Annotated in this window: 19 protein-coding genes; 16 read left to right on the forward strand and 3 right to left on the reverse strand. The window is 58.2% G+C overall.

Going from position 1 to position 16,031, the window contains the following annotated elements; translation table 11 throughout:
* Positions 1-20 precede the first annotated feature (20 nt).
* A complete protein-coding gene (locus tag ASG55_RS15050) occupies positions 21-938 on the reverse strand; it encodes a putative 2-dehydropantoate 2-reductase (RefSeq protein WP_056787896.1) in 918 nt (305 codons plus the stop codon).
* A gap of 139 nt (positions 939-1,077) precedes the next feature.
* On the opposite strand from ASG55_RS15050, the gene ASG55_RS15055 reads away from it, so the two are divergent.
* Positions 1,078-1,563: a YajQ family cyclic di-GMP-binding protein gene (locus ASG55_RS15055; protein WP_056787899.1), complete on the forward strand. Its 486-nt coding sequence runs from the start codon at positions 1,078-1,080 to the stop codon at positions 1,561-1,563.
* A 150-nt stretch (positions 1,564-1,713) separates the two neighbouring features.
* Complete coding sequence (locus tag ASG55_RS15060) at positions 1,714-2,556, forward strand: mechanosensitive ion channel family protein (RefSeq protein ID WP_016773492.1); 843 nt, start codon at positions 1,714-1,716, stop codon at positions 2,554-2,556.
* A gap of 224 nt (positions 2,557-2,780) precedes the next feature.
* Here ASG55_RS15060 and ASG55_RS15065 read toward each other — a convergent pair whose 3' ends face one another.
* The gene (locus ASG55_RS15065) at positions 2,781-4,133 is read right to left on the reverse strand and encodes an OprD family porin (RefSeq protein WP_056787902.1); all 1,353 of its coding nucleotides are present in this window, start codon (positions 4,131-4,133) and stop codon (positions 2,781-2,783) included.
* Between the two features lie 892 nt (positions 4,134-5,025).
* Between ASG55_RS15065 and ASG55_RS15075 the strand changes: the two genes are divergently transcribed.
* Both ASG55_RS15075 and ASG55_RS15080 read left to right on the forward strand, forming a co-directional pair.
* On the forward strand, positions 5,026-5,451 hold the full coding sequence (locus ASG55_RS15075; RefSeq protein WP_056787907.1) for an HIT family protein: 426 nt from the start codon (positions 5,026-5,028) through the stop codon (positions 5,449-5,451).
* A 3-nt stretch (positions 5,452-5,454) separates the two neighbouring features.
* Positions 5,455-5,661: a SlyX family protein gene (locus tag ASG55_RS15080; RefSeq protein WP_041479795.1), complete on the forward strand. Its 207-nt coding sequence runs from the start codon at positions 5,455-5,457 to the stop codon at positions 5,659-5,661.
* Positions 5,662-5,727: 66 nt separating this feature from the next.
* On the opposite strand, the gene ASG55_RS27510 is transcribed toward ASG55_RS15080, so the two are convergent.
* Positions 5,728-6,330, reverse strand: coding sequence for a cold-shock protein (locus tag ASG55_RS27510; protein ID WP_016773496.1), 603 nt, complete (start codon positions 6,328-6,330; stop codon positions 5,728-5,730).
* Positions 6,331-6,641: 311 nt separating this feature from the next.
* Here ASG55_RS27510 and ASG55_RS15090 point away from each other — a divergent pair, with 311 nt between their 5' ends.
* From ASG55_RS15090 to tolA, 12 genes are all read left to right on the forward strand, one after another.
* Positions 6,642-7,112 (forward strand): Dps family protein, encoded by a 471-nt coding sequence (locus ASG55_RS15090; RefSeq protein ID WP_041479794.1) that lies wholly within the window; start codon positions 6,642-6,644, stop codon positions 7,110-7,112.
* Between the two features lie 181 nt (positions 7,113-7,293).
* Complete coding sequence (locus ASG55_RS15095; RefSeq protein WP_024014091.1) at positions 7,294-7,632, forward strand: ribbon-helix-helix domain-containing protein; 339 nt, start codon at positions 7,294-7,296, stop codon at positions 7,630-7,632.
* 130 nt (positions 7,633-7,762) lie between these two features.
* Positions 7,763-7,984: an FmdB family zinc ribbon protein gene (locus ASG55_RS15100; protein WP_056787910.1), complete on the forward strand. Its 222-nt coding sequence runs from the start codon at positions 7,763-7,765 to the stop codon at positions 7,982-7,984.
* A 98-nt stretch (positions 7,985-8,082) separates the two neighbouring features.
* On the forward strand, positions 8,083-9,858 hold the full coding sequence (aspS, locus tag ASG55_RS15105) for an aspartate--tRNA ligase (protein ID WP_041479793.1): 1,776 nt from the start codon (positions 8,083-8,085) through the stop codon (positions 9,856-9,858).
* A 119-nt stretch (positions 9,859-9,977) separates the two neighbouring features.
* On the forward strand, positions 9,978-10,724 hold the full coding sequence (locus ASG55_RS15110) for a YebC/PmpR family DNA-binding transcriptional regulator (RefSeq protein ID WP_024014089.1): 747 nt from the start codon (positions 9,978-9,980) through the stop codon (positions 10,722-10,724).
* A 157-nt stretch (positions 10,725-10,881) separates the two neighbouring features.
* Positions 10,882-11,409 (forward strand): crossover junction endodeoxyribonuclease RuvC, encoded by a 528-nt coding sequence (gene ruvC, locus ASG55_RS15115; protein ID WP_016773501.1) that lies wholly within the window; start codon positions 10,882-10,884, stop codon positions 11,407-11,409.
* 114 nt (positions 11,410-11,523) lie between these two features.
* Entirely contained in the window at positions 11,524-12,132 is a 609-nt protein-coding gene (gene ruvA / locus ASG55_RS15120) for a Holliday junction branch migration protein RuvA (protein WP_024014088.1), read from the forward strand.
* Positions 12,133-13,194, forward strand: a complete 1,062-nt coding sequence (gene ruvB, locus ASG55_RS15125) for a Holliday junction branch migration DNA helicase RuvB (protein ID WP_024014087.1) — start codon at positions 12,133-12,135, stop codon at positions 13,192-13,194. It abuts the gene before it with no gap.
* A gap of 127 nt (positions 13,195-13,321) precedes the next feature.
* Entirely contained in the window at positions 13,322-13,789 is a 468-nt protein-coding gene (gene ybgC, locus ASG55_RS15130; protein WP_041479792.1) for a tol-pal system-associated acyl-CoA thioesterase, read from the forward strand.
* Positions 13,779-14,474 (forward strand): protein TolQ, encoded by a 696-nt coding sequence (gene tolQ, locus ASG55_RS15135; RefSeq protein WP_008080223.1) that lies wholly within the window; start codon positions 13,779-13,781, stop codon positions 14,472-14,474. Before ybgC ends, tolQ begins: the two co-directional genes overlap by 11 nt.
* Before the next feature lie 23 nt (positions 14,475-14,497).
* Positions 14,498-14,950 (forward strand): protein TolR, encoded by a 453-nt coding sequence (tolR, locus tag ASG55_RS15140; RefSeq protein ID WP_160767866.1) that lies wholly within the window; start codon positions 14,498-14,500, stop codon positions 14,948-14,950.
* Positions 14,950-16,026 carry a cell envelope integrity protein TolA gene (tolA, locus tag ASG55_RS15145; protein WP_016773505.1) on the forward strand — a complete coding sequence of 359 codons (1,077 nt, stop codon included), beginning with the start codon at positions 14,950-14,952 and terminating at the stop codon, positions 16,024-16,026. Before tolR ends, tolA begins: the two co-directional genes overlap by 1 nt.
* The last annotated feature ends 5 nt before the right edge of the window (positions 16,027-16,031 follow it).

A 16,031-nucleotide genomic window follows, 5' to 3' on the forward strand; every position in this document is an offset into this window, starting at 1 on the left:
GTCGTCAGCCTAGCGGCTGCTCAGTCGCTGGGCAATCCACGCTTGTGCAGATGAGCGATCAGGCGTTGCTGCAACTGCTGCAGATGCGGCAGGTTCAACTGATGGCGCTCGGCAACTTTGCAGGCGTGGCCCAACAGATAGCTGATCTCGGTGCGGCGCTGGTTGGCGACGTCCTGATACATCGAAGAGTAATTGGCGGCGGTGGCGTGGATCACTCGTTCGACTTCCGCTTGCAGATTGTCCGCCGCAGCGGGTTGGCCGCAGCGTTCGAGCAGTTCGGTCAATTCGGCACAGAGTGTGGCAACTTCGCAGTGATGCTCGCTCAGCCCGCCGTTGCGGCAATCGTGGAGCACGGTCAGCGGGTTGATCGCGCAGTTCAGCGCCAGTTTGCGCCACAGTCGGGTGAGGATGTCAGCGCTCCATTCATGGGGAATGTTCGCCGCTTGCAGATCGTCCAGCCAGACCGGCGCCAGCGGATTTGCCGCATCGCCCAGCCAGTTGAAACCGTGACCGGCAAACACCACGCGCCAATCGCCATCGCGGAACGCGCCCTCGGTGCTGGACGCGCTGATGCAGCGCGCTTGCGGTACCCGCGCGGCCACGGCGTCCTGACTGCCAAGGCCGTTTTGCAGGAGGATCAGTTCGGCGTCCGGAGCGAGGCGTGAAGCGAGGCGGGCGACGGCCTCTTCGGCGTCATAGGCCTTGCACGCGACCAGTAAACGGCGAATTGGCTCGGGGCTGTCCGGGGTTTCGCCGGGAACTGCATAGGTATGAGCTTGTCCGTTTTCTACCAGGGTCAAGCCGCCCACTGCCTCGTAGCTGTGCAAGCGCGCGGCATCGCGCAGGATCAGTTGCACAGGCAAGCCGGCCCGGGCCAGACGTGTCGCCCAGAGTGTGCCGAGGCTGCCGGCGCCGAGTACATGCCAGGTGGTCGACATCAGTTTTTTGCTCGATTGCTTGCAGGCATGTGAGGCTCGCCGTATCGGTAGGAAAAGACCCGTTATAATGAGCCCGATTTTAACCGCAAGCCAAGCGCGCTCCATCCACATCGAGCGCGCCTTTTATTGGAGAGATTACATGCCGTCGTTCGACGTGGTATCCGAACTGGACAAACACGAACTCACCAACGCGGTCGAGAACGCCGTGAAGGAACTCGATCGTCGTTATGACCTGAAAGGCAAGGGCAGCTTCGAGTTCAAGGAAAAAGACCTGACCGTCAGCCTCACCGCCGAAGCTGCTTTCCAGCTCGAAGCGATGATCGAAATCCTCAAGCTGGCGCTGACCAAGCGCAAGATCGACGTGCAGTGCCTTGAGGTCAAGGATGCTTACGCTTCGGGCAAACTGATGAAGCAGGACGCCATCCTCAAGGAAGGCATCGACAAAGAGCTGGCAAAGAAAATCGTCGGCCACATCAAGGAAGCCAAGCTCAAGGTCCAGGCCGCCATTCAGGGCGAGCAGGTGCGTGTCACTGGCAAGAAGCGCGACGATTTGCAGGAAGCCATCGCGGCCCTGCGTGCCAGGGAATTCGGCATGCCGCTGCAGTTCAACAACTTCCGCGACTAAGCTTGGTCTGAAGGCTATGTGGGAGCGAGCCTGCTCGCGAATGCGGTGTTTCATTCAGCGAAAAGTTGACTGACACGCCGCATTCGCGAGCAGGCTCGCTCCCACAGTTGTTTTGAATACCCCGGGAAGCCGGAAATCAGGAGATAGAACATGGATTTGAATGCGGAAGTGGACCACCTGGTCAAGGCGTCCCAGGCGTGGATCCCGATGATCATGGAATACGGCAGCCGCGTACTGCTGGCAGTGATTACCCTGGCCATCGGCTGGTGGCTGATCAACAAGGTCACGCAAAAACTCGGCGGTCTGCTCGCTCTGCGCAATGCCGATCTGGCACTGCAAGGCTTTATCAGCAGCCTGGCCAACATCATTCTCAAGGTGCTGCTGATTGTCAGCGTCGCGTCGATGATCGGCGTCGAAACCACCTCGTTCGTCGCGGCCATCGGTGCTGCCGGTCTGGCGATTGGCTTGGCCTTGCAGGGCAGCCTGGCCAACTTCGCTGGCGGCGTGCTGATTCTGTTGTTCCGCCCGTTCCGTATCGGTGACTGGATCGAAGCCCAAGGTGTAGCGGGTACTGTCGACAGCATCCAGATTTTCCACACCGTGCTGCGTACCGGTGACAACAAGACCATCATCCTGCCCAACGGCAACCTGTCGAACGGCATCATCACCAACACCAACCGCCAGCCAACCCGCAAAGTCGTGTTCGACGTGGGCGTGGATTACGAAGCGGATCTGCAGAAGGCCCGTCAAGTACTGCTGGATCTGGCCAAGGATCCCCGCGTCATGCAGGACCCGGAGCCACAGGCAGTGATTTCGACATTGGGTGACAGCTCGATCACTGTTTCCCTGCGCGTATGGGTTAAAACTGCGGACTATTGGGATGTGATGTTCATGTTTAATGAACAGGCGCGAGATCGTTTGAAGGCTGCGGGCATTGATATTCCATTTCCGCAGCGGGTTATACGTGTGGTGCAGGAATCTGCCACGCAGTAAGCGTCTTGGAAGTTGGCTTGGCAGTCAGCAACTAATATAAAACCCGAGCAGTGTGTGCACTCTCGGGTTTTTTATCGGCGCGATGAAACTATGCTGGCTAATAAGTAGCTAGCTAATGTTTGTCTGTTTGATCAGTTATTCATCCATAAAAAAACCGCCCACCTGATACAGGCGGGCGGTTTTGTTAGACCAGAGCTCTACAGTACGTCAGCTTCGCATCCTTATTAGAGGATGTTCAGTGGGTACTCGATGATCAGACGGGTGTCGTTGTTATCAGACGAGTAACCGCTGTAGGCACCGTTGGAGCGGTACATGGCGTAACGCAGACGGAACGACAGGTCTTTGGCCGGACCTTCCTGAACCACGTACTTGGACTCGGCGTTCCACTCGTTCTCTTTACCTTCACCCAGACCGTTGGTCTTGATGTTGTCACCCATCACATAACGGGTCATGAAGCTCAGGCCAGGTACGCCGTAAGTCTTCATGTTCAGGTCATAGCGAGCCTGCCACGATTTTTCTTCGCGGCCCACGAAGTCGGAAATCTGGATGGAGTTGGCCACGAAAATTGTACTGTTGCCGTCAACGCCATAGTAGTAAGCGTTGTCGCCGCTCGACTGCTGGTAAGCAACGGTGAACTTGTGGGCGCCCAAGCTGTAAGCTGCTGCCAAGGACCACAGGTTGTTGTCTACGCCACGGGTATCGTTGTCGTCGGTCTCGTCGCCAATTGCACTGACCAAGTCGCCGCGTTTGTCGCCTTTGGTGTGGTAACCGTTGAAGTCGAAGTTCAGCGACTGCTCGTCGTTGATCGGCAAGGTGTAGTTGAGGTTGACGTAGTACTTCTTGAAGTAGTCTTCAGCGTCGGAAGCAGCCAATGCACCGGTGAAATTGTCTGTGAAGGCGTAGCTGGCACCGAAGATGTTGATGCTGGTCAGGCCTTTGCCGCCATTGCCATCTTCATCCGGCAGACCGGCGATGCTGTCGCGGCCCATGCCGGTCTGCTTGCTCAGCGCTGTGAAGCGACCTGCGCTAAGTTCCAGACCTTTGATCTCTTTGGAAGTGATCAGGGTACCGGTGGCGACTTCTGGCAGCAGACGGCTGTCGTCAGTGGCGAAAACCGGGCTGGCAACGAATTGCTGACCGTATTTCAGAACGGTGTCGGATACACGGAATTTGACTGCGCCGCCGACCTTGCCCTGGGATTTCTCAGGGTTGCCATCGCTGTCGTTGGCGAACAAGCCGTTACCCCGACGACCCGAACCGCCGTCCAGTTTTACCGAACCCATGGCCATGGCGTCGAGACCGAAGCCTACGGTGCCTTGAGTGAAGCCCGACTCGTAAGTCAGCAGTTGGCTGAGACCGCTATCCTGGCGATAGCCACTTTTGAAAGTGCCGTCACCGTTGGAAACGTTGCCCGCGCCATTTTTGTAGTCGCGGTTCATGTATTCGAAACGAGTCTTCAGTTTCAGGCTCTGATCTTCCAGGAAACCTTTGGCTTCATCCTGAGAAGACGCCATTGCGAACTGCGAGGTGCCTGCTGCAACAGCCAGGGCGATCATGCTCCACTTCATCACGCGCATCGTGATTTGCTCCTTTGGTTTTTAGAAGAGTACTGCCGTCCCACCTGTTTTATTATCTGGGCGGCTCTTTCTTTTTGTGTCGGCGCAAACTTATATCACGCCGACATTGTTGGCGATACTTGCGAAATCAACCTTTCAGCTTCTTTACGGCGTTGTCGCAAAAGGAGCGCTGGATGTCGCAAATTCACAGTACCGATGCAGCCGGACTGACAACTTTATCGCTGTTTCCGGGCCTTTTTTGCATCGCTAAAAAAGAGTCCCTGGCAAAACACTTGAATCTCCATCGGGCAACCCTGCCACTGTTTTTATTGGCTTCAAGCGACCACTTCCAGCGGTGCGCTTATAGTCCATACGGTTACTAATGCAACAAGCGTGCACAAACCGCGAAAACGCTGCGGTTATTTTTCTGTGGGCCGCTCGCAGATGTGAAAACCGTGTGAAAACGGGGCTCCGGAGCCTTTTTTTCTGCGGGCTTGACGAGGTTCTCCCAATGGTGTTGCAGCGCACCCAAGGTGCGCAGGACAGCAAAAAACGTTACCGGTTCACCCCGTACTGAGTATTTAGCGGATGCCCGACCCAGTGAGCGTAGTCGTGTTGTGCAGTTTTGGTGCAAAAAAATCATGAATCCAGCCTTGGCCAATCTGGCGGCGATTGACCTGAGGTACGGCAGATCAAGGATTTTCGTGCAGCTCTTCACGTCAAGGCTCATGTCGGGGCCTGTGTTGGTGCGCGGCCGGGATAAATGTTTCATGTCGGAGCGCCTGGCGATTTACTGCCGGCAGCGGCGTGAAGCTCGCTGCATTCGCAGGTATGCTGCCGTTCTGTCGCTTGGCGCGCTGCTTCGAATGGGCCGCCGCTAAGCTGAGTTAGAGGATCAGCGGGAGTGCTCACAGTGTTTGCTTTGGATTCACGACTTCAACAGGACGCCCTGGTCATCGGCGACTTTCCGTTGTGCCGGCTGTTGCTGTCCAACGACAGCAATTACCCTTGGTTCATCCTGGTACCTCGTCGCGAGGATATAAGCGAGTTGTTTCAGTTGGATGTCGCCGATCAGCAGCAACTGTGGCAGGAAACCACCACCCTTGCCGAGTTACTCAAGGATTCGTTCGACGCGGACAAGCTGAACGTGGCAACCCTGGGTAACGTTGTCAGCCAGTTACATATGCATGTGATCGTGCGTAAGCGTGACGATGTCGCCTGGCCGGCTCCGGTCTGGGGCAGGCACCCGGCCAAGCCGTACAGCGCGGAACAGGTAGCAGCCATTCGCGAGCGCTTGCGTCTGGTGCTGACCGATGAATTCACTTTTTTGGAGGGCTGAGTCATGAGCCTTGAAGGACGCGTTACCGATCTGGAAAGCCGTCTGGCCTTTCAGGATGACACCATTCAGGCATTGAACGATGTGCTGGTGGCGCAGCAGAAGGTCATCGAGCGCTTGCAATTGCAGATGGAAGCGCTGATCAAGCGTCACGAAGAGATGGTCGGGCAGTTCGGTGCTTTTGAGGAAGATGCACCGCCGCCGCATTATTGAGCCATTCGGCAGGCATAAAAAAACCGCGAACAGACAGGCTGTTCGCGGTTTTTTTTTTGCTTTGGATCAGCGACGCGGCAGAGCGGCGATCACGTCCTCGGCTTGCAGGCCTTTGTCGCGGTTCATCACCGAGAACTCGACGCGCTGGCCTTCGACCAGAACACGGTGGCCTTCGCCACGAATGGCGCGAAAGTGCACGAAAATATCATCGCCGGAGTCCCGGGAGATAAACCCGAAACCCTTGGAAGTGTTGAACCACTTCACGGTGCCGGTATCGCGATTGCTCATGTCATAGGTGGTCGGCGCAGCGGCCGGTGACGATTTGTAAAAGCTCACGGCCAAATGCAGCAGCACGGCAACCAGGGCGATCACCAGACTGAACAACACCGCCGGTTGGCCAGCGATGACCGGCATTGGTGCGATCAGCGTCAGGGTTTGCAGGACGACAGTCAGCACCAGCAGGGCGCTGACCAGATTTTGCAGATGCTGGCGCGGGCCTTTGTTCCAGTACGGAATCACTGGAGCGATGACCAGGTTCAGCAGGCCGAAAAAGGCCAGGTAAAGTGCATCGGGCTGTTGCAGGTAAGGAACGGCTTCGGCTTTCAGGCTGGGTATGAACGACAGCAGCAAGGCTGCTGCGCCCATTAGCAGGTGGACGATTTTCAACATTTTGATTGGCTCACGTTATGACGGCTCACAAGGAAGAGCTGAAGGCGCACGGTTCGCTTCAGGACAAAATAAGAGGCGGTGGACACGTACACGGCATCAGCCTATGCGCAACACCCCGGAAAATAGGGCATGGCGACACACTGCCTATTTAACAGCAAAGCCTGCGGCTACTCAAATCAGCCCGGCCAGCGGCAGAAAAACGGTCGATTTGTCGCAGTCTGACCACGGATTCATAGCTGCGAGCCGGCTCTTGCCTTGCTACAGTGGGACCGAACCTGCTGGATGAATTCAATCACTGTTAGGGGGCAAGCATGGCAATTGATATCGGTATCAGTGAAGAAGACCGCAAATCCATCGTCGAAGGGCTGTCGCGACTGCTGTCGGACACCTACGTGCTGTATCTGAAAACCCATAACTTCCACTGGAACGTCACTGGCCCGATGTTTCGCACGTTGCACCTGATGTTCGAAGAGCAATACAACGAGCTGGCGCTGGCCGTCGATTTGATCGCCGAGCGTATCCGTGCGTTGGGCTTCCCGGCGCCGGGTGCCTACGCGACCTACGCGCGTCTTTCTTCTATTAAAGAAGAAGTCGGTGTGCCGAGCGCCGAAGACATGATCAAGCAACTGGTCGAAGGCCAGGAAGCGGTGACCCGTACCGCGCGCGGCATTTTCCCGCTGCTGGACAAGGTCAGCGATGAGCCGACCGCTGACCTGCTGACCCAGCGCATGCAAGTGCACGAGAAAACTGCGTGGATGCTGCGCGCGCTGCTCGAGGAATGACCCGGCCGCTGCGGACGGCGTGAGGTCGTCCGCATGCTCTCCAGACTCTTACCGTTGTCGTTGGCTTATCCTACGAGGCTGGTCAACAAGTCGTATGGCGCGAACTTTGTTACTGGGTTTTTATGAAGGCGCAGGATGTTGCCTTATAAATCAGCAGTCATGGCAAAGGAGTGTCAACGCTATGGTAGAAGGAGACAGGCGAAGCGACAGGATGTCGGCTTCGCGGCATGTAATAAAGGTCGATCCGTTTGTCAGCGAGTTCGACATGAACCTGATCCGGCCGCTGTCGCGGTCGATTCGCCTCAATGGTTTTGCGACCTGCCTGCGACTCGAGCAGGTCTACTGGAACATACTCGGCGGCATGGCCGAGGACAATCATTGCTCGATCAGCACACTGCTATCCCACGTTGATCGTGAGGTGCATCTGCGTTACGGCGGAGTGAAGAATTTCAGTGCGCTGGTGCGGGTGGTTTGCGTCATGAACGGGATCAAAGATCTCGCACCCGCAGTTTCGCGCTGAAACGGCGGTTGCAACGAGGTTGCGGGCTGTGCAGCGTTACGGCTGCACAGCCCGCATTTAATCGATATAATCCCGCGCTTTCGCCGCAAAGCCCTGCGCGCGGCAGCAATCTGATCGCCGAGACACCTCCATGCCAATGTACGATTACCTATGTGCTTCCTGTGGTCATCAGTTGGAAGCCATTCAGAAGATCAGCGACGCACCGTTGGTCGATTGCCCTGCCTGCCAGGCGCCCGAACTGAAGAAGCAGCTGTCCATGCCGGGTTTTCGCCTCAGCGGCAACGGTTGGTACGAGACCGACTTCAAGACCGGAGCCAAGAAAAATCTGGCCGGTGGCGACAAAGCTGACTAGGGTTCCAACCCTGAACGAACGACACGCGTGAGTTTCCGCCCTGCTTGATCGCGGCCGGATCTCCACCGAATTTCGAATTACGAGAAGCGAACCACACCATGATGCGCAGCCACTATTGCGGCCAACTGAACGAAAGCCTGGAAGGCCAGGAAATTACCCTTTGCGGATGGGTTCACCGTCGCCGCGACCACGGCGGGGTGATTTTCCTCGATATCCGTGATCGTGATGGTCTGGCTCAGGTGGTGTTCGATCCGGATCGCGCCGAGAGCTTCGCCGCCGCCGACCGCGTGCGCAGCGAATACGTCGTGAAGATCACCGGCAAGGTGCGTCTGCGTCCGGCCGGCGCGACCAACGCCAACATGGCCTCGGGCATGATCGAAGTGCTGGGTTATGAACTGGAAGTGCTGAACGAGTCGGAAACCCCGCCGTTCCCGCTCAACGAGTTCTCCGACGTCGGCGAAGAAACCCGCCTGCGCTATCGCTTCCTCGACCTGCGTCGTCCGGAAATGGCCGAGAAGCTGCGCCTGCGTTCGCGCATGACCACCAGCATCCGTCGCTTCCTCGACGAGAACGGCTTCCTCGACGTCGAAACGCCGATCCTGACCCGGGCCACTCCGGAAGGTGCGCGTGACTATCTGGTGCCGAGCCGTACCCACGCCGGTTCGTTCTTCGCCCTCCCGCAATCGCCGCAGCTGTTCAAGCAACTGCTGATGGTGGCCGGCTTCGACCGTTACTACCAGATCGCCAAGTGCTTCCGTGACGAAGACCTGCGTGCCGACCGTCAGCCGGAATTCACCCAGATCGACATCGAGACCAGCTTCCTCGATGAAAAAGAGATCATGGGCCTGACCGAGCAGATGATCCGCAACCTGTTCAAGGAAGTGCTGAACCTGGAGTTCGGCGAATTCCCGCACATGACCTTCGAAGAAGCCATGCGCCGCTACGGTTCGGACAAGCCGGACCTGCGTATTCCGCTGGAACTGGTTGACGTTGCCGACCAGTTGAAAGAGGTCGACTTCAAGGTGTTCAGCGGCCCGGCCAACGATCCGAAGTGCCGCATCGCCGCACTGCGTGTTCCAGGCGGGGCGAGCATGCCGCGCAAGCAGATCGACGACTACACCAAGTTCGTCGGCATCTACGGTGCCAAGGGCCTGGCGTACATCAAGGTCAACGAGCGTGCCGCCGGTGTTGAAGGTCTGCAATCGCCGATCGTGAAGAACATCCCGGAAGACAAGCTCAACGTGATCCTCGATCGCGTTGGCGCAGTCGATGGCGATATCGTGTTCTTCGGTGCCGACAAGGCCAAGATCGTCAGCGAAGCCCTGGGCGCGCTGCGTATCAAACTCGGTCACGACCTGAAGCTGCTGACCTGCGAGTGGGCGCCAATGTGGGTCGTCGACTTCCCGATGTTCGAAGAGAACGACGACGGCAGCTTCTCGGCGCTGCACCACCCGTTCACTGCACCGAAGTGCACCCCGCAGGAGCTCGAAGCCAACCCGGCCGGCGCACTGTCCCGTGCGTACGACATGGTCTTGAACGGCACCGAGCTGGGCGGCGGTTCGATCCGTATCCATCGCAAGGAAATGCAGCAAGCGGTATTCCGCCTGCTGGGCATCAACGAAGCGGAACAGGAAGAGAAGTTCGGCTTCCTGCTCGACGCGCTGAAGTACGGCGCACCGCCGCACGGTGGTCTGGCCTTCGGTCTGGACCGTCTGGTGATGCTGATGACCGGCGCCCAGTCGATCCGTGAAGTGATCGCCTTCCCGAAAACCCAGAGTGCTGCCGACGTGATGACGCAGGCTCCGGGCGTAGTGGATGCCAAGGCATTGCGCGAGCTGCACATTCGCCTGCGCGAAACGCCAAAGGCTGAGTAAGACGGGCCTGAAGGCGCATCTTCGGATGCGCCTTTTTTCTTTCTCAGGTCGAATTTTTCAATTGCCGGCCGCTGCCTCGGCGGGGCGGGCAAGGTTTCAAAGAGCATTCGGAGCAAGTTATGGCAGGTCATTCCAAGTGGGCAAACATCAAGCACCGCAAAGAACGTCAGGATGCCAAGAGGGGCAAGATCTTCACCAAGTGGATCCGTGAACTGACCGTTGCGGCCCGTCAGGGTGGCGGTGATCCGGGTTCCAACCCGCGTCTGCGTCTGGCTCTGGACAAGGCGTTGAGCGCGAACATGAGTCGCGACATCATCGACCGTGCCGTCGCGCGCGGTGCCGGCGCCACTGAAGCGGACAACGTTGAAGAACTGACCTACGAAGGTTACGGCCCGGGCGGTGTGGCGGTGATGGTCGAGTGCATGACCGACAACCGCAACCGCACTGCGGCGGCTGTGCGTCACGCGTTCAGCAAGTGTGGCGGCAACCTCGGCACCGATGGTTCGGTGGCGTATCTGTTCGAGCGCAAGGGCCAGATCAGCTTCGCTCCGGGCGTCGATGAAGACGCACTGACCGAAGCGGCGCTGGAAGCCGATGCCGATGACGTGGTCACCCACGAAGACGGTTCGATCGACGTGTTCACCTCGTTCACCGGTTTCTATGCGGTGCGCAACGCGCTGGAAGCGGCCGGGTTCAAGGGTGACGATGCGGAAATCGTCATGCAGCCGACCACCAGCGCCGAGCTGGATCTGGAAGGCGCGGAGAAGGTGCTCAAGCTGATCGATATGCTTGAGGACCTGGACGACGTGCAGAACGTCTATTCCAACGCGGATATCCCGGAAGACGTCGCCGCTCAGCTTGGCTGATGTAAATAGAAAGGTCGCAGTTTTTTGCTGGCTCTACACTTCTTCTGTAGGAGCTGCCGAAGGCTGCGATCTTTTGATCTTTTAAAAACACAAAGATCGCAGCCTTCGGCAGCTCCTACATGTACCCTCAGCTTTCGCATCATTTTCTGCAGGCGTTATGACTCTAATCCTTGGTATCGACCCCGGTTCGCGCATCACCGGTTACGGGATCGTTCGCGATACCGGGCGGGGTGGCTGCATCTATGTGGCCTCGGGCTGCATTCGCACCGGTTCCGGCGAGCTGCATGAGCGTCTGCAGATCGTCTATCGCGGCGTGCGCGAAATCATCAAGACCTACGGCCCGGTGACCATGGGCATCGAAAAGGTGTTCATGGCGAAAAACGCCGACTCGGCGCTGAAGCTCGGACAGGCGCGGGGCGCTGCGATTGTCGCCGGCGCCGAAGAGTGTCTGGAAATCGCCGAGTACACCGCCACGCAAGTCAAACAGGCGGTGGTCGGCACCGGTGCGGCCAATAAGGAGCAGGTGCAGATGATGGTCATGCACATGCTCAAGTTGACCAGCAAGCCGCAGATCGACGCCTCCGACGCCCTCGCGATTGCCATTTGCCATGCGCACACGCGCTCAAGCCTGCTGCCGCACGGGCTGGGAACCGCACGCAGTCGTGGCGGGCGCCTGCGTCTCTGATAGCATCAGCATCAATTTTCTCGAAAGTGACTTCGCGGTGCCTGTGTTGTCGGCGCGCAAGCCACCTTCAATCGTCGCCAGCCCACGGCTGGCCAGCGCTCAAGGATTCAAAACGTGATTGGACGCTTGCGCGGCACCCTGGCTGAGAAACAGCCGCCGCACCTGATTCTCGATGTGAACGGCCTTGGCTATGAGGTGGAAGTGCCCATGACCACCCTTTATCGTCTGCCGTCGGTCGGCGAACCGCTGACCCTGCACACCCATTTGGTCGTACGCGAAGATGCGCAATTGCTCTATGGTTTTGCCGGCAAGCGTGAGCGAGACTTCTTTCGCGAGCTGATCCGTCTCAATGGCGTCGGACCGAAACTGGCGCTGGCGTTGATGTCGAGCCTGGAAGTCGACGAGCTGGTGCGCTGCGTGCAGTCTCAGGACACTTCGGCGCTGACCAAGGTGCCGGGGGTTGGCAAGAAAACCGCCGAGCGTTTGCTGGTGGAATTGAAAGATCGCTTCAAGGCCTGGGAAACTTCGCCGGCGATGTTCGCGCTGGTGCCGAATCAGCCGGACGGCCCGGCGCCGGTCAACAGTGCCGAGACCGATGCGGTCAGCGCGTTGATCTCGCTGGGCTACAAGCCGCAGGAAGCGAGCAAGGCGATTTCCGCGATCAAAGACAAGAACCTGAGCAGCGAAGACCTGATCCGCCGCGCTCTGAAGGGAATGATTTAAGTGATTGAAGCTGATCGTCTGATCGCCGCCGCGCACAGCCCGCGCGAGCGCGAAGAAGTCCAGGATCGGGCCATCCGCCCGGTCAGCCTGGCCGACTACATTGGCCAGCCGACCGTGCGCGAGCAGATGGAGCTGTTTATCCAGGCCGCCCGTGGCCGCAGCGAATCCCTCGATCACACCCTGATCTTCGGCCCGCCGGGGCTGGGCAAGACCACGCTGGCGAACATCATTGCCCAGGAAATGGGCGTGTCGATCAAGAGCACCTCCGGGCCAGTGCTGGAACGCCCGGGTGATCTGGCCGCGTTGCTGACCAATCTTGAGCCGCACGATGTGTTGTTCATCGACGAAATCCATCGTCTATCGCCGATCGTTGAAGAAGTGCTGTATCCGGCGATGGAAGATTTCCAGCTCGATATCATGATTGGCGAGGGGCCGGCGGCGCGCTCGATCAAACTGGACCTGCCGCCTTTCACTCTGGTCGGCGCCACCACCCGCGCCGGCATGCTGACCAATCCGTTGCGTGATCGCTTCGGTATCGTCCAGCGCCTGGAGTTCTACAGCACGGCGGATCTGGCAACGATCGTCAGTCGTTCGGCGGCCATTCTCGGTCTGCCGCTGGATCCGGAAGGTTCGTTCGAGATCGCCCGTCGCGCCCGTGGCACACCGCGAATTGCCAACCGTCTGCTGCGGCGGGTGCGCGATTTCGCTGAAGTACGCGCCAAGGGCCACATCACCAAAGCGGTGGCGGATCTGGCGCTGAACCTGCTGGACGTCGATGAACACGGTTTCGATCACCAGGACCGGCGCCTGCTGTTGACCATGATCGAGAAGTTCGACGGCGGTCCGGTTGGTATCGACAGTCTGGCGGCGGCGATCAGTGAAGAACGCCACACCATTGAAGACGTGCTCGAACCGTATCTGATTCAGCAGGGCTATATCATGCGCACGCCACGGGGTAGGGTGGTGACGCGGCATGCCTATCTGCATTTCGGTTTGAATGTTCCGTCACGCATGGGCGAGATGCCCGTGGCAGACGAGTTTCTCGACGCCGTCGACGATTGATACACATTTGTTGGTGATTTATTCAGGGTTTGTACTGTCAGACGACGGTACTTTTGCGTTAAAGCTTTGAAACCACGAAAAACAGTTGTCTGGCCGGATTGGCAACCTGAGGAGTAAGCACTAGAGTATGCGCGCGCAAAACGGGCTTGAGCCGTTCGCACATCGTTGTCGCGTTTATTACGAGGACACCGATGCGGGCGGCATCGTGTATTACGTTAATTACCTCAAGTTTATGGAACGGGCTCGAACCGAGCGGCTACGGGAACTGGGTTTTGCCCAATCTGTGCTTGCCGGAGAGGACCTGTTGTTCGTCGTGCATTCCAGCGAAGCGCGCTACCACGCGCCGGCGCGACTGGATGACGAACTGCTGGTAAGCGCTGATGTAATCGAATTGAACCGTGCCAGCCTGCGCTTCAAACAGCAGGTCAGGCGGGCCACGGATAATGTGCTGCTCTGCGAAGGGCAGTTTTTGGTGGCCTGCGTGCGCACCGACAGTTTGAAACCCCGGGCCCTTCCCGAAGACCTGCGTGCGGCCTTCGCCGACGCGGTCGGCCCGGGTACACACTCAAAGCAGGAGATAAAGCGTGGAAGCTAACGTCGTCGACCATTCCTCCATGTGGAGCCTGGTCAGCAATGCCAGCATCGTGGTGCAGTTGGTAATGTTGACCCTGGTGGCCGCATCGGTGACCTCATGGATCATGATCTTTCAGCGCAGCAACTTGCTGCGCGCCGGTCGACGCGCCCTGGAGAGCTTCGAAGAGCGCTTCTGGTCGGGTATCGACCTGTCCAAACTGTACCGTCAGGCTGGCAGCAACCCTGATCCGGATTCGGGCGTGGAGCAGATTTTCCGTGCCGGCTTCAAGGAATTCTCCCGTCTGCGTCAGCAGCCAGGTGTCGATCCTGAAGCCGTGATGGAAGGTGTCGCTCGTGCGATGCGCGTGGCCATCTCGCGCGAAGAAGAGAAACTTGAGCAGAGCTTGCCGTTCCTCGCCACCGTCGGTTCGGTCAGCCCTTATATCGGTCTGTTCGGCACCGTGTGGGGGATCATGAACTCCTTCCGCGGTCTGGCCAGCGCCCAGCAAGCGACCCTGGCCACCGTTGCCCCGGGTATCGCCGAAGCCCTCATCGCCACCGCGATCGGCCTGTTCGCTGCGATCCCGGCGGTCATCGCTTACAACCGTTTTGCTGCGCGCAGCGAAACCTTGCTGGGCCGCTACTACACCTTCGCCGATGAATTCCAGGCGATCCTGCACCGCAAAGTGCACACCAGCGAAGAATAAGCAGGTATTTCCCGATGGCTTTAATCGCTCGAGCTCGCAAAAAGCGCAAGCCGGTCGCCGAGATGAACGTGGTGCCCTACATCGACGTGATGTTGGTGCTGCTGGTCATCTTCATGGTGACCGCGCCGATGCTCAATCAGGGCGTGAAAGTTGATCTGCCCAAGGTTTCCAGCGAAGCCTTGCCGCAGGACAACAACACTCAGGTCCTGACCATTTCGATCAAGGCTGACAAGACCTACTACTGGAACCTTGGCAGCGAAGTCGACACCGAGAAGCAACAGGACAGGGCCATGACCCTGCCACAGATGACGGACGCGGTGACCAAGATCATCCGCGCCGGCACCGAGGGCGGCAAACGCACCCAGGTGTTCATTCGTGGTGACAAGACTGTCGACTACGGCGCCGTCATGGGTGCCATGGGCGGGTTGCAGAAAGCCGGGGTCGGTAACGTTGGTCTGATTACCGAGGCCCCCTGATGCAGCAACAGCGAGAGCCGTCCGCCTCGGAAAGCTACTTCTGGCCTAGTGTTCTGGCAATCGTCCTGCACGTGCTGGTGTTCGGCATGCTGTTCGTCAGTTTTGCCTTCACGCCCGAACTGCCGCCGGCCAAGCCGATCGTCCAGGCGACTCTGTACCAGCTGAAATCGAAAAGTCAGGCGACCACCCAGACCAATCAGAAGATTGCGGGTGAGGCGAAGAAATCCGCCGCGCGCCAGACCGAAGTCGAACAGATGGAACAGAAAAAGATCGAGCAGGAAGCGGTGAAGGCGGCGGAACAAAAGAAAGAGGAAGCGGCTCAAAAGGCCGAGGAAGCCAAGAAGGCCGACGAGGCGAAAAAAGCCGACGAGGCGAAAAAGGCTGATGAAGCCAAGAAAGCCGACGACGCGAAGAAAGCCGAAGCGAAAAAGGCCGAAGAGAAACAATTGGCTGATATAGCCAAGAAGAAGGCCGAAGACGAAGCGAAAAAGGCTGCTGAGGAAGAGGCGAAGAAGGCCGCTGCCGAAGAAGCCAAGAAGAAGATCGTCGAAGACGCGAAGAAGAAAGCCGCCGAAGACGCCAAGAAGAAAGCTGAAGCTGAAGAGGCGAAGAAGAAAGTCGCCGAAGACGCGAAGAAGAAAGCTGCTGCCGATGCTGCGAAGAAGAAAGCGCAGGAAGCGGCACGCAAATCCGCCGAAGACAAAAAGGCCCAGGCCCTGGCAGATCTGCTTTCCGACACGCCGCAGCGTCAGCAGGCCCTGGCAGATGAGCAGGGTGACGAAGTTGCCGGCAGTTTCGATGACCTGATTCGCGCTCGTGCAGCGGAAGGCTGGGCTCGTCCTCCTTCGGCGCGCAAAGGCATGACGGTCGTGCTGCAAATCGGCATGTTGCCGGACGGCACGGTGACTTCGGTCAGCGTCGCCAAGTCCAGTGGTGACGGTCCGTTCGATGCTTCGGCAGTCGCGGCAGTGAAGAATATTGGACGTTTGACAGAAATGCAGGGAATGAAGCCGAGCGATTTCGCTCCGTATCGTTCATTCAAGATGACATTCACACCTGAGGATCTAGCCTTGTGAGAAAC

The organism is Pseudomonas sp. Leaf434, from assembly GCF_001425545.1.
In the GTDB taxonomy this organism is placed as follows: Bacteria; Pseudomonadota; Gammaproteobacteria; order Pseudomonadales; family Pseudomonadaceae; genus Aquipseudomonas; species Aquipseudomonas siliginis.

What these genes read in the sequence shown, in the direction of transcription:
- ASG55_RS15080 (WP_041479795.1), top strand. Translation starts at nt 5,455, where the DNA reads ATGAGCCTTGAAGGACGCGTTACCGATCTGGAAAGCCGTCTGGCCTTT.
- tolA (WP_016773505.1), top strand. Translation starts at nt 14,950, where the DNA reads ATGCAGCAACAGCGAGAGCCGTCCGCCTCGGAAAGCTACTTCTGGCCT.
- aspS (WP_041479793.1), top strand. Translation starts at nt 8,083, where the DNA reads ATGATGCGCAGCCACTATTGCGGCCAACTGAACGAAAGCCTGGAAGGC.
- ASG55_RS15090 (WP_041479794.1), top strand. Translation starts at nt 6,642, where the DNA reads ATGGCAATTGATATCGGTATCAGTGAAGAAGACCGCAAATCCATCGTC.
- ASG55_RS15095 (WP_024014091.1), top strand. Translation starts at nt 7,294, where the DNA reads ATGGTAGAAGGAGACAGGCGAAGCGACAGGATGTCGGCTTCGCGGCAT.
- ASG55_RS15050 (WP_056787896.1), bottom strand. Translation starts at nt 938, where the DNA reads ATGTCGACCACCTGGCATGTACTCGGCGCCGGCAGCCTCGGCACACTC.
- ASG55_RS15060 (WP_016773492.1), top strand. Translation starts at nt 1,714, where the DNA reads ATGGATTTGAATGCGGAAGTGGACCACCTGGTCAAGGCGTCCCAGGCG.
- ASG55_RS15055 (WP_056787899.1), top strand. Translation starts at nt 1,078, where the DNA reads ATGCCGTCGTTCGACGTGGTATCCGAACTGGACAAACACGAACTCACC.
- ASG55_RS15065 (WP_056787902.1), bottom strand. Translation starts at nt 4,133, where the DNA reads ATGCGCGTGATGAAGTGGAGCATGATCGCCCTGGCTGTTGCAGCAGGC.
- ASG55_RS15110 (WP_024014089.1), top strand. Translation starts at nt 9,978, where the DNA reads ATGGCAGGTCATTCCAAGTGGGCAAACATCAAGCACCGCAAAGAACGT.
- ASG55_RS15100 (WP_056787910.1), top strand. Translation starts at nt 7,763, where the DNA reads ATGCCAATGTACGATTACCTATGTGCTTCCTGTGGTCATCAGTTGGAA.
- ASG55_RS27510 (WP_016773496.1), bottom strand. Translation starts at nt 6,330, where the DNA reads ATGTTGAAAATCGTCCACCTGCTAATGGGCGCAGCAGCCTTGCTGCTG.
- ruvC (WP_016773501.1), top strand. Translation starts at nt 10,882, where the DNA reads ATGACTCTAATCCTTGGTATCGACCCCGGTTCGCGCATCACCGGTTAC.
- ybgC (WP_041479792.1), top strand. Translation starts at nt 13,322, where the DNA reads ATGCGCGCGCAAAACGGGCTTGAGCCGTTCGCACATCGTTGTCGCGTT.